General features: G+C 33.1%; 11 protein-coding genes. 5 read left to right on the forward strand and 6 right to left on the reverse strand.

What is annotated here, in order from left to right; all coding sequences use genetic code 11:
* Positions 1 to 7: 7 nt before the first annotated feature.
* Positions 8 to 754 carry an electron transfer flavoprotein subunit beta/FixA family protein gene (locus FHK87_RS11780; protein WP_140593065.1) on the reverse strand — a complete coding sequence of 249 codons (747 nt, stop codon included), beginning with the start codon at positions 752 to 754 and terminating at the stop codon, positions 8 to 10.
* Positions 755 to 916: 162 nt separating this feature from the next.
* Here FHK87_RS11780 and FHK87_RS11785 point away from each other — a divergent pair, with 162 nt between their 5' ends.
* The 3 genes from FHK87_RS11785 (at position 917) to FHK87_RS11795 (ending at position 5,205) form a co-directional block, all read left to right on the forward strand.
* The gene (locus tag FHK87_RS11785; RefSeq protein ID WP_140593068.1) at positions 917 to 1,894 is read left to right on the forward strand and encodes a pyruvate dehydrogenase complex E1 component subunit beta; all 978 of its coding nucleotides are present in this window, start codon (positions 917 to 919) and stop codon (positions 1,892 to 1,894) included.
* Between the two features lie 109 nt (positions 1,895 to 2,003).
* A complete protein-coding gene (locus tag FHK87_RS11790) occupies positions 2,004 to 4,499 on the forward strand; it encodes a DUF5686 and carboxypeptidase-like regulatory domain-containing protein (RefSeq protein WP_140593071.1) in 2,496 nt (831 codons plus the stop codon).
* Positions 4,500 to 4,674: 175 nt separating this feature from the next.
* Positions 4,675 to 5,205: an inorganic diphosphatase gene (locus FHK87_RS11795; protein WP_140593073.1), complete on the forward strand. Its 531-nt coding sequence runs from the start codon at positions 4,675 to 4,677 to the stop codon at positions 5,203 to 5,205.
* A 76-nt stretch (positions 5,206 to 5,281) separates the two neighbouring features.
* Here FHK87_RS11795 and FHK87_RS11800 read toward each other — a convergent pair whose 3' ends face one another.
* The 4 genes from FHK87_RS11800 to FHK87_RS11815 form a co-directional block, all read right to left on the reverse strand.
* Positions 5,282 to 5,497, reverse strand: coding sequence for a hypothetical protein (locus tag FHK87_RS11800; protein ID WP_140593076.1), 216 nt, complete (start codon positions 5,495 to 5,497; stop codon positions 5,282 to 5,284).
* Positions 5,498 to 5,595: 98 nt separating this feature from the next.
* Positions 5,596 to 5,991, reverse strand: coding sequence for a hypothetical protein (locus tag FHK87_RS11805; protein WP_140593078.1), 396 nt, complete (start codon positions 5,989 to 5,991; stop codon positions 5,596 to 5,598).
* 24 nt (positions 5,992 to 6,015) lie between these two features.
* A complete protein-coding gene (locus FHK87_RS11810; protein WP_140593080.1) occupies positions 6,016 to 6,732 on the reverse strand; it encodes a hypothetical protein in 717 nt (238 codons plus the stop codon).
* A 299-nt stretch (positions 6,733 to 7,031) separates the two neighbouring features.
* On the reverse strand, positions 7,032 to 7,769 hold the full coding sequence (locus tag FHK87_RS11815) for a hypothetical protein (protein WP_140593083.1): 738 nt from the start codon (positions 7,767 to 7,769) through the stop codon (positions 7,032 to 7,034).
* A 214-nt stretch (positions 7,770 to 7,983) separates the two neighbouring features.
* On the opposite strand from FHK87_RS11815, the gene FHK87_RS11820 reads away from it, so the two are divergent.
* Both FHK87_RS11820 and FHK87_RS11825 read left to right on the forward strand, forming a co-directional pair.
* Positions 7,984 to 10,317: a sodium-translocating pyrophosphatase gene (locus tag FHK87_RS11820; RefSeq protein ID WP_140593085.1), complete on the forward strand. Its 2,334-nt coding sequence runs from the start codon at positions 7,984 to 7,986 to the stop codon at positions 10,315 to 10,317.
* Between the two features lie 74 nt (positions 10,318 to 10,391).
* Positions 10,392 to 11,399, forward strand: a complete 1,008-nt coding sequence (locus FHK87_RS11825) for an App1 family protein (RefSeq protein WP_140593087.1) — start codon at positions 10,392 to 10,394, stop codon at positions 11,397 to 11,399.
* On the opposite strand, the gene FHK87_RS11830 is transcribed toward FHK87_RS11825, so the two are convergent.
* Positions 11,396 to 12,163: an XRE family transcriptional regulator gene (locus tag FHK87_RS11830; RefSeq protein ID WP_140593090.1), complete on the reverse strand. Its 768-nt coding sequence runs from the start codon at positions 12,161 to 12,163 to the stop codon at positions 11,396 to 11,398. The two genes, FHK87_RS11825 and FHK87_RS11830, sit on opposite strands and share 4 nt — an antisense overlap.
* Positions 12,164 to 12,323 lie beyond the last annotated feature (160 nt).

A 12,323-nucleotide genomic window follows, 5' to 3' on the forward strand; every position in this document is an offset into this window, starting at 1 on the left:
TTTTCTTTTAAATAGCTTTTGCTTCGTTATGTAATAAATCTATAAGCTCTTGAACATTATCTGGTGATACTAATTTTACATCACCTTTTGGAGCCGGCTTTTGAAACTGAACAGCTTTTGTTTCGTTTCCTGCCTCAACAGGTTCAATAACATTTAATGGTTTTTTTCGAGCCATCATAATCCCTCTCATATTAGGAATACGCAAGTCACTTTCTTCAACTAATCCTTTTTGCCCTCCTATTACAAGAGGTAGTTTTGCTGTAGAAGTCTCTTTACCTCCGTCTATTTCACGAGTAGCAGTAGCAACATCTCCTTCTACTTCAAGCCCGATACAAGTGTTAACAAAGTTTGATCCTGTAAGAGCTGCTACCATTCCTGGTACCATACCTCCATTATAATCTATAGATTCTCTACCGGCGATTACAAGATCATATCCACCATCTTGCACTACTTTTGCCAATTGTTTAGCTACAAAAAAACCGTCTACTGCTTCTGCATTTATTCTGATTGCATTATCTGCACCGATAGCAAGAGCTTTTCTTAATGTAGGCTCTGTCTCAGCACCACCAACATTTACTACATCTACAGATGCACCTTGTTTTTCTTTAAACCACATGGCACGTGTTAGACCAAATTCATCATTAGGATTGATCACAAACTGTACTCCATTGGTATCAAATTTAGTATCACCATCCGTAAAATTAATTTTGGAAGTTGTGTCGGGCACATGGCTTATACATACTAATATCTTCATTTTATATAGGTATTTTTTGAGAATTTAATAATAAATGCGAATGTACGAATAAAAAGTCTAATTTACTATGCATGCATAGTAAATTTTTCAATATTCGAACTTCATCAAAGGGTTTTAATTGCTACTTTTGCCTTTTCTATAGGTCAAAACAATAATAAATTAATGAAAACGATACAATTCAGAGAAGCAATTTGCGAAGCAATGAGCGAAGAAATGCGTAGAGACGAGTCTATTTATCTAATGGGTGAAGAAGTAGCAGAATACAATGGGGCATACAAAGCTAGTAAGGGAATGCTCGATGAGTTTGGTCCTGAACGCGTAATAGATACGCCTATATCTGAATTAGGTTTTGCTGGTATCGGTGTCGGAAGCGCTATGAATGGTAATCGACCCATTATAGAGTTTATGACTTTCAATTTTTCATTAGTAGGAATAGATCAGATTATAAACAATGCTGCTAAGATGCGTCAAATGAGTGGTGGTCAGTTCAATATTCCTATAGTTTTTAGAGGACCGACTGCTTCTGCAGGTCAATTAGGAGCAACACATTCTCAAGCATTTGAAAACTGGTTTGCAAATACACCAGGCCTTAAAGTAGTTGTACCTTCAAATCCAAAAGATGCAAAAGGATTACTAAAATCTGCTATTCGCGACGATGATCCGGTTATTTTTATGGAAAGCGAACAAATGTATGGGGATAAAGGAGAAGTTCCAGAAGGTGAATATACAATTCCTCTAGGTGTTGCTGACATAAAAAGAGAAGGTAAAGATGTAACGATAGTGTCATTTGGTAAAATCATTAAAGAAGCTTATAAAGCCGCTGATGAATTAGCTAAGGATAATATCTCTTGCGAAATTATTGACCTTAGAACCGTTAGACCTATAGACTTTGATGCGATTTTTACTTCGGTCAAAAAAACCAATCGCCTCGTTATTCTAGAAGAAGCCTGGCCTCTAGCAAATATTTCTTCAGAAATAACATACCAAGTGCAATCTACTATTTTTGATTATCTAGATGCACCTATTATAAAAATTAATACTGCTGACACCCCCACTCCATACTCACCTGTTCTTCTAGAAGAATGGCTACCCAATAGTAAAGATGTTATTACGGCCGTAAAAAAAGTAATGTATACATAAAATGCATTTTACACTTTTACGTTTAAGTTATAAACATCAAACACAAAAAATTATCTTAGCATTGAGGGACTTTAGTAAACATTTTAAATATTAATCTTAAAAAATTTAGATGAGATATCTGATTTTAGGAGTTTTTTTTGTCATTTTCTCTGGTTCATTCCTTTATTCACAGACCAAAGTAGGAGGACAAGTTTTTGATAGTAACAAACAACCCGTACCTTTTGCTAATATCGTTTTTGTTAATTCTACCGTTGGTACAATAACCGATGAGGATGGTAGATTTTATATGGAATCTGAAGATAGTCACTCTAGTATAAAAGTTTCTTTTGTTGGTTTTGAAACTAAAACCATAAAATTAAATAAAAAGGTTACTTATAATTTAGAAGTTATTCTACAAGAAGAAGCTTCAACTCTCGAAGAAGTAGTTATCTATAAGGGAAAAACATCGAAAAAAAACAATCCTGCCATAGATATTCTTAGAAAAATTTGGGACAATAGAAGAGAAAATGGAGTCAAAAAATTCAAACAATATGCGTATGATAAATACGAAAAATTAGAGTTTGATTTAAACACCATAGACAGTGCTCTTATTAATAGTAGGATTTTTAACGGTATGGAGTTTATTTTTGATGATGTTGATACTTCAAGAATTACCGGTAAGACTTATCTACCTATATTCTTGAATGAAGCAATTTCAAAAGTATATGGAGACAATGTCATTAATGAATACAAAGAAATTTTAAAAGGTAATAAAAATGCTGGTTTTAGTGACAATCAAACTTTAATTGCTTTTGTAAAAGATTTATACTCTGATTACGACATATACGACAACTATCTTAAGTTCTTCGATAAAAGTTTTACCAGTCCATTATCAAGAACAGGGATTGGCGTTTATAATTATGTTTTGACCGATAGTGCATATATAGGTAATAAATGGTGTTACAATATCATTTATTATCCTAGAAGAAAAAACGAGCTAACTTTCAAAGGAGACTTCTGGGTTAACGATACCACTTGGGCCATCAAAGAAATTAACTTAGAGGTGACAAAAAGTGCAAACATAAACTGGGTCAAAGATTTATATATAGAACAAGAGTTTGATGTACTCAATGATTCTATTTTCTTAATAACCAAAGATTATTTCCAGTCCGACTTTGCCCTTAATAAAAAAGAGAAATCAAGAGGTGTTTACGGAAAAAGAACTACTTTATATAACAATTATAAATTTGATATAAAGAAAGATAAAAAGTTTTATCAAAGCCAGGTAGACCCATATAACGATGATATCTACAATAGAGCTGATTCTTTTTGGGAAAATGCCAGAATGGAAGAACTCAACAAAGACGAACAGAAAGTTTATAAGCTATTAGATACACTAAAAACGGTTAAAGCCTTTAAAAGATTATATAATATAGGAACAATACTCGCTACTGGTTATGTAGAGTTTAATGGTTTTGATTTTGGTCCTGTATTTTCTACTGTAGGATTTAATGAAATTGAAGGTTGGCGTGTACGTGCAGGAGGGCGCACCTATTTTACTCGTAATGATAGATGGAGAATAGAAGGATATGGCGCATATGGTTTTAGAGATAATAAATTTAAATATGGTGTCTCAGGTAAATATCTAGTAGACAGAAAATCTCGTCTTATTGTCTCTGGTGGAAACCGAAGAGATGTAGAACAACTAGGAGCCAGTCTAACCAATACAAATGATGTAGAAGGAAGAAGTCTGGCCTCTTCATCTATAATTGCTACAGGAGATAATGATAGACTTACTTCTATTAATCTCTCCGCACTTTCTATGCAAATAGAGCCTAGAAAAAATCTAACGATTGGGGTTACCGGATCTTATAGAACTTTGAAACCTGCAGACAGATCATTATTCAGTTTAGACTTCATTGATCCAGAAACCAACGAATTAAAATCACAAATCAAACAGACAGAAATAGCAACTTCTATAGCTTATTTTCCTGGGAGAAAAACAACAGGATATGGTGTAGACAGAGTAGTTGTAAATGATGGTGATTTTGCGACTTTATTTTTAAATTATAGTGTTGGTCTCGAAGATTTTATCGAAAGTGATTTTGAATATGAAAAAGTACAATTTCTATATCAACAACCGTGGAATATTGGAGGTTTTGGTAGACTAAACAGCACACTAGAAGTAGGGAAAACATTTGGTGAGGTTCCGCTTGGGTTGTTAAGTGTAATCCCTGGTAATCAAACATATTTATCTATATATAATACATTTCCCTTACTTGATTTTTATGAATTTGTTACAGATACATATGTAACACTTCATTTAGAGCACAATTTTAATGGAAGAATCTTTTCTCGAATCCCATTACTTAGAAAATTAAACCTAAGAGAACTGGTTGGTTTTAGAGCCGCTTGGGGGGAATTATCAGATGAGAATATTTTATTAAGTGCTCCTTCTAATGAGCTATTACTAGCTCCAGATGATGAAGCATATTGGGAATACAGTTTTGGAGTTGGTAATATATTTAAAATATTTAGAATTGATTTCCATTTTAGAGGAAATTACTTTGACAACCCAGACGCAAGAAAATTTGGAGTAACAGGATCATTTGGATTCTATTTTTAAAAATAGTCAACATAAAGTGATCTTAATAAAAATAAAACACAGCAGTAAAGAAATCGTATTCTAGTTTATCTAAATATTAAATATCAAGAAAAAATATCATAATTTCTTGATTTAAATTTTAACTAAACTCTTGTAATACCTATCTTTGCCGCCCATTAAAAAGAAAACAAAGATTATGAGCGCAGCAAATAGTGAGAGCTTTGATGTACTTATCGAAATCCCTAAGGGAAGTCGAAATAAATATGAATACGATTTTGATATAAAAAAAATACGATACGACCGTATGATATTTTCTTCTATGATGTATCCGGCAGATTATGGTTTTATTCCTGAAACAATGGCATTAGATGGTGATCCATTAGATGTATTGGTATTGGTAACCGAACCTACATTTCCAGGATGTGTTATCGAAGTAAAACCTATTGGTGTTTTTCATATGACTGACGAAAAAGGACCAGATGAAAAAATTATTTGCGTACCAGTAGCAGACCCGATAGCAAGTAAGCTTGCAGATTTAAAAGAGATGAATCCTCACCTTATTAAAGAAATAGAACACTTCTTTCAAGTATATAAAGATCTGGAAGAAAAGAAAGTTGATGTAGGTGGCTGGGGAAATATAGACGAAGCTAAAGAAATTATCAGAGCTTGTGTAAAACGTTTTGAAGAATTACAGGATAAGCCAAAAGGGTTATTCAGTATCGCATAAGTTTTTTGAGACTTTAATACATTAAAAAGGGGTGTTTCAAGAAACACCCCTTTTTAATTATTAGGACTTTGACAAATTATTCACTAGAAGTTGTTACTCTTTCGAAGACAATCACATCAACTGTACCGGATATGGATAAATCATTACCTGTTTGATTATAATCACCATTTACATCCATTGAAAATGAAAAGGAAAGTGCATTCGTAGCTTCATCAAAAGTATAATCAGTTACATTAAAATTAACTACTCTTGAATTCGTAGCCCAGATATAGTCATTCAGTTCAAAAAACACTTTAAATCTTCATCTGAAACAATTGCATAGTCTTTAAAACTAAGATCAAACCTTCTAAATTCTGGAGTTTCAGATTCTGGATTAACAACATTAAACCTCTAATCAATTGAATTATCGTCATAAGAATTCGGTATGTTCAGAAACCTTTTTACATCAAAATGATATTCTAATCCATCTACGTCTCTTATCGAAAACTGATTATCATCTATATCATTAGGACTAAACTTTAGTTCTGCTTCATGGGTAAAAGGTATATTATCTGCTCTTGTTCCTGATAGATTTAATGTGATCGAACCGTATTGAGTTAACTCATCAAACCCCTCACCGTTTTCGCCAGCAAGACCATTCTCGCCATTCTCGCCATTTACCCCATCAATACCATTAACACCATCTAGTCCATTGACCCCATCTTCTCCTTCACAATTTGTAAACAGTAAACCAATACTTAAAATAAATATTGCTTTGTATAATATTTTAAAATTAAAATCCCTCATTTTTCTCGTTTTCTTTAAAATTTATTATCGTTCTACTGAAATTACTCTTTCAAATACAATTACATCAACTGTACCCGATATGGATAAATCATTACCTGTTTGATTATAATCACCATTTACATCCATTGAAAATGAAAAGGAAAGTTCATTCGTAGCTTCATCAAAAGTATAATCAGTTACATTGAAATTATCTATACCAGGATTTCCAACAGAGCTTATACTGAAAAAATTCTCATATAACTCAAAAAACTTTAAATCTTCATCTGAAACAATAGTGTAATCTCTAAGTCCAAGATTAAGCTCAAATCTCGGAGTTTCTGATTCAGGGTTAATAACAGTAAATTCTAAATCAACTGAATTATCATTATAAGAATTCGGTATATTTAGAAACCTTTGTATATCAAAACGATATTCTAATAGAATTTCGGATCTTGTCGAAAACTTATTATCGTCTATATCATTAGGACTAAACTTTAGTTCTGCCTCATGAGTAAACGGCACATTATCTGCTCTTGTTCCTGATAAATTTAATGTGATCGAACCATATTGAGTTAACTCATCAAACCCTTCACCGTCTTCACCAGCAAGACCATTTTCTCCATTTTCTCCATTTTCGCCATTTATTCCATCGACACCATCTAATCCATTAGCTCCGTCTTCTCCATCACAATTTGCTAAAAACAGTCCAATACCTAAAATAAATATTGCCCTGTACAATGCTTTAAAATTAAAATTCCTCATTTTCTTGTTTTCTTAAAAATTTACAAATTAAAATTCCTGACGTATAAAAAGAAGTCATAGAAAAGTAGATTATTCTATACCACTCTTTGTCAGAAATAAGAGTGTAAAAATAGAATTAAACACCCTTCGTGACACCACTACTTTTTGTAGAACTGATAGTGATAGATTGTAATTCAATATAGCCAAGAAACAGGTGGTTTAGACTTCAAATAAAACGAAAATAAGATCCATTCAATCCTGATTCATAATAGTGTAGATGTATGTATTTTTGAGTTTCAAATAAATAGTATATCATTATTCTACTCCGCATGATATTTGTCTGGTAATGTTAATTCGTATGCCTTCATTTGAGATCTATCCATATGATCTGTGATCATATAGTTTCTTTTATGCTTGTACTGAATCAAAATCGGGTAGTTTTCCTTTTCATTTGCATTTTTTAAACCTCCATTACAGTACTCAAAAACATTGAAGACCCAATAATTATGATCGTTCACATGTTTTAAATTCATCGTTATTATTTCATGACTCCCGTCATTATCAACATCTCTTTCAAGGCGATTTTGCTCAAACATCATGTCGTTGAATGATATTTTCGTAAAAGATTCATCCTCTTTTTGAAAAAAATATATCACTTTGACTAACATACCCATGATACCATTTCCTGTACCTTGATGTATTAATTTCACATCTTTAAACCCATCCCCATTTATATCTGAAACTATCGCTAACGTTCCACTCATTGTTATTGAAGAAAAAGAACCGGGCTCTTTTATTTGTTGAATTTGATTACTGTTTTTAAATAAACGAATTTCACCTATATCTACATTTTCTTCGAGCCAAGTCAATTGGATGGTAAGATCATCATTGTTATTAAAAAAATCACTTATTGTCAATGTACAATCATACTTCCCTTTCTTACTTATTCTATCAAAAACTTTCCAATCATCATAAGTTTTATAATCAGGAGGAGGATAATTTTGAAATGAATACTGTGCCGATATAGTATCAAACAAAAAAACAGTATAAATAATCATTAAAAATGAAGTTTTTTCAAAAGAGAAAATCATGTTATTTATGCTTTTTATTTTGATAAAATTAAAATATCTTTCCTATAAGCGTAAACCCCAAAAACAGTGATTTTAATACTATTTTAAGCTTTTAGTTATCATTTCTTCTATCAATTAAGTATTCTTTTCTATTAATGGTATTTTCACTAAATTAGGTGACTATTAACTTAAAACACACTAAATGGAATCAAATATGATTTATATGCCAATTGCTTTGGCATTACTGGGGCTAATTTATATGCTTATTAAGAAATCTTGGGTCATGAAACAAGATGCGGGTGATGGTAAAATGAAAGAGATTTCAGACCATATTTACGAAGGAGCCTTAGCTTTCTTAAATGCTGAATATAAATTACTCGCAATATTTGTTGTGATAGTTAGTATATTACTTGCCGTTGTATCTTTTGTAGTACCTACTACGCATTGGTTAATTGTTATCGCCTTTATATTTGGAGCTGTTTTCTCTGCCTTTGCTGGTAATATAGGGATGAAAATTGCCACAAAAACGAATGTTAGAACAACACAAGCCGCTCGTACAAGTCTTCCTAATGCCTTAAAGATTTCTTTTGGCGGAGGTACTGTTATGGGACTCGGCGTAGCTGGTCTCGCTGTTTTAGGGCTTACAGCATTTTTCATCATTTTCTTTCATTTTTTTATGGGTGGAGAATGGACCAATACAATGGATATGACCATTGTTCTAGAAACTTTAGCAGGATTCTCTTTAGGAGCTGAATCTATTGCGTTATTTGCACGTGTAGGTGGAGGTATTTATACCAAAGCTGCTGATGTAGGCGCTGATTTGGTTGGAAAAGTAGAAGCCGGTATTCCTGAAGATGATCCTAGAAACCCCGCTACTATTGCCGATAATGTAGGAGATAATGTGGGAGATGTAGCAGGAATGGGCGCAGACCTATTTGGTTCTTATGTGGCTACGGTTCTAGCAGCAATGGTACTAGGTAACTATATCATCAAAGATATGGGAGGAAATATTAGTAATGAAGGATTTGGTGGAATTGGACCTGTACTACTACCCGTAGCAATTGCGGGAGCAGGGATTTTTATCTCGATAATAGGAACAATGCTCGTAAAAATAAAAAGTAATGATGCAAAAGAAGCACAGGTTATGGGTGCCCTTAATATTGGTAACTGGACTTCAATTGCTTTAGTTGCAGTTTCTTGTTTTGGATTATGTACTTATATGCTTCCAGAAACTATGAAAATGGAATTTTTTGGAGAAGGACTTGTTGACATTTCTGCTATGCGCGTATTTTATGCTACACTTGTAGGGTTATTTGTTGGAGGGGTAATTTCTGCGGTAACAGAATATTATACCGGTTTAGGCAAAAAACCAATTTTAGAGATTGTACAAAAATCAAGTACAGGTGCAGGAACCAATATTATTGCAGGTTTAGCAACCGGAATGATTTCTACATTCTCTTCTGTATTATTATTTGCAGGAGCTATCTGGGCATCATATGCTTTTGCCGGATTCTATGGTGTTGCAATGGCAGCCTCTGCAATGATGGCAACAACTGCTATGCAATTAGCAATAGATGCTTTTGGGCCTATTGCTGATAATGCTGGAGGAATTGCAGAAATGAGTGAGCAGGAACCAATCGTAAGAGAACGTACTGACATCCTGGATTCAGTAGGAAATACTACTGCTGCTACTGGAAAAGGATTCGCAATTGCATCTGCTGCTTTAACATCCCTTGCCCTATTCGCTGCATATGTTACATTTACTGAAATTGATGGAATTAATATATTCAAAGCACCAGTATTAGCCATGTTATTTGTTGGAGGTATGGTACCTGTTGTATTTTCTGCATTAGCAATGAACGCAGTAGGAAAGGCAGCTATGGAAATGGTATATGAAGTACGTCGCCAATTTAAAGAAATTGCCGGCATAATGGAAGGAACAGGAAAACCTGAATATGATAAATGTGTTGCTATTTCAACTCAAGCTTCTCTAAAAGAAATGATGTTACCTGGATTATTAACTATAGGTTTCCCATTAGCAATTGCTTTTATTCCAATGATTTTTGGAATGAATCACCAAGCCATTGCAGAAATGCTAGGAGGATATATGGCTGGAGTTACTGTTAGCGGAGTATTATGGGCCATTTTTCAAAACAACGCAGGTGGTGCTTGGGATAATGCTAAAAAATCATTTGAAGCTGGTGTAGAAATTAATGGAGAAATGACATACAAAGGTTCTGATGCTCATAAAGCGGCAGTAACTGGTGACACTGTTGGTGATCCTTTTAAAGACACATCTGGACCATCAATGAATATTTTAATTAAGTTAACATGTCTTATTGGACTTGTAATTGCACCAATTCTTGGTAATCATACTACTGAAACTGCTACAGTGGCAAAAGAAAAAACATACCATCAAGTAGATGCTAGTGATCAAACAAATAAAATAGTGATTGCAAATTCTTTAGAAGAAAAAAATAAAACAAAAGGTGACAAAAACCTATTAGTCATCCAGTCAGATAAAAATAAAAAATAAAAATACGTTAAAGTTTTTATAGGCAACCTCGACTAAAAAGCGAGGTTGCCTATTTTTATCAACAAATTGATTTTATGTTTAGAAAGAAAGCGTTACGTATCAATACTTATCTAAGTTACGGCACGAATACTCTTTTCAGAGCAACGGGTCGCGCTCTCGAAGACGAGAATGTTGATTTTAGCACAAACCAAAATCTTTTTAAGACATTACATAATATATATAAACAATTTGAAAGCGATGAGATTCGTAATGTAGCTATTGATATCAAATTGCCTAATGAAGATACTATTGAAACGACCACAGACCCTGAAGGGTATTACAACATAAGTAAAAATATAGATACCTCTACTCTTGATCCTTACATAGATAATAAAGGTTGGTTAACCTTTTTTGTTTCTTACCAAAACAATACATTGTCTAGAACCATAAAAAATGAAAATGTTTTTAAAAGTCAGATGCTTATTCCTTCTAATAAAGCAGAATATGGAATCATAAGCGATATTGACGACACAATCATTCATACAGGAGTAGCATCATTATTCAAATGGAGAGTAATTGCTAATACAATCTTTAAGAATTTTGATAAGCGAACCGCTATAGAGGGGACAGTCAAATTTTATAAAAAACTACATCTCGGCACAAAAGGTACACCGGTAAACCCTTTCTTCTATGTAAGCAATAGCCCATGGAATTTATATGATTATTTAAGTGCTTTTTTCAAAAAACATTATTTCCCGAAGGGGCCTATACTTCTTCGAGATTTTAGAACTCCTTTTGACAAGACACCAAAACCTAAGACGCCTCATAAACAATCCGAAATTATTAACTTGCTTAACACATATCCACACCTAAAGTTCATATTAATTGGAGATAGTGGTGAGAAAGACGCCGATATATATACCAAAATAGCTGAATACTATCCTGAAAGAATTCTTGCAATTTACTTAAGAAATGTAAGGCATCGCAGAAAAGAAAAGCGCATCAAAAAAATGATTTCTTCATTTAATGCGTCTCCTATATTACTTTTCAAAAATGCTAACGAGGCTATAAAACATGCTAAGGAGTCAAAAATTATTATTTAATTTTTAAGACTTCTCACTTCAGAGGTCAAAGCTACCATTGCTTCTTGCAACTGTTTCATCCCTGTAGCTCCAGAATTTGCATCGATGTTAAAGCTTAATTTACTATTTACTTCCCATAATTCAACAATTTTATGAATAGGAATCGTGTAAGGTAAGTATTCAGAGTTTAATGATATCAAGGTCAAAGATGATCCATCATCATTTTTCCTTATTTTTTTTACCATTACACTATCTTCAAGCACTACAATACAAATTGCATTGGTATTAATATCAGACAGATTACCAATAGCTTTCCCTATCACCCACTCTTTGGGCTCAAATAACGGTAGCATACTATCTCCTTCGACCTGAAAACCTCTATATGTGGCATTTCTATACTCAGGCAAAGGAATATCAAAAGCCGGAAGTTGTTGATACCAATCCAGATCTTGTACATTTTGAGGATATCCGGCAGCAGCCTTTACATTGACCAGCACAATATTTTCATTATTTTGCGAATCAATTGTAACTACCTTTGGAGAAACATCGCCTTGATGTAATTGAATTTTCTTTTGATCACTTTCTCCAAACAACCACAAGGGATTGATATTAAATTCATCTAGTAATCTTGCAACTACTTTTCCAGAAATTTTTGTCTTACCGCGTTCGATGTCTGCAGTAGAATTCTTTATTTGTAAAATTTTTGCGAAGTCAGATTGGGTATAATGGTTTTCCTCTCTGATCTGCTTAAACCTTTTTATGGTCTGGTCGGTTAAATTATCCATAAAATCAGGATTTTAATTATTAAATCAGTAAACGCGCCTTTTAGATTTGGAATAATTATCAACAAATATACAAGATTTTGGAATATTTCCAATTTTAACATAAATTCTTTTTAATATTTGTGGAAAAATTCCATAAATTTGGAAAAATTACAAATACATA

Source organism: Aquimarina algicola (assembly GCF_006443095.1).
In the GTDB taxonomy this organism is placed as follows: Bacteria; Bacteroidota; Bacteroidia; order Flavobacteriales; family Flavobacteriaceae; genus Aquimarina; species Aquimarina algicola.

Bases quoted from the DNA above. Each gene is read 5' to 3' on its own strand.
- FHK87_RS11825 (WP_140593087.1), top strand. From the start codon at position 10,392: ATGTTTAGAAAGAAAGCGTTACGTATCAATACTTATCTAAGTTACGGC.
- FHK87_RS11785 (WP_140593068.1), top strand. From the start codon at position 917: ATGAAAACGATACAATTCAGAGAAGCAATTTGCGAAGCAATGAGCGAA.
- FHK87_RS11790 (WP_140593071.1), top strand. From the start codon at position 2,004: ATGAGATATCTGATTTTAGGAGTTTTTTTTGTCATTTTCTCTGGTTCA.
- FHK87_RS11820 (WP_140593085.1), top strand. From the start codon at position 7,984: ATGGAATCAAATATGATTTATATGCCAATTGCTTTGGCATTACTGGGG.
- FHK87_RS11795 (WP_140593073.1), top strand. From the start codon at position 4,675: ATGAGCGCAGCAAATAGTGAGAGCTTTGATGTACTTATCGAAATCCCT.
- FHK87_RS11830 (WP_140593090.1), bottom strand. From the start codon at position 12,163: ATGGATAATTTAACCGACCAGACCATAAAAAGGTTTAAGCAGATCAGA.
- FHK87_RS11810 (WP_140593080.1), bottom strand. From the start codon at position 6,732: ATGAGGAATTTTAATTTTAAAGCATTGTACAGGGCAATATTTATTTTA.
- FHK87_RS11805 (WP_140593078.1), bottom strand. From the start codon at position 5,991: ATGAGGGATTTTAATTTTAAAATATTATACAAAGCAATATTTATTTTA.
- FHK87_RS11815 (WP_140593083.1), bottom strand. From the start codon at position 7,769: ATGATTATTTATACTGTTTTTTTGTTTGATACTATATCGGCACAGTAT.
- FHK87_RS11780 (WP_140593065.1), bottom strand. From the start codon at position 754: ATGAAGATATTAGTATGTATAAGCCATGTGCCCGACACAACTTCCAAA.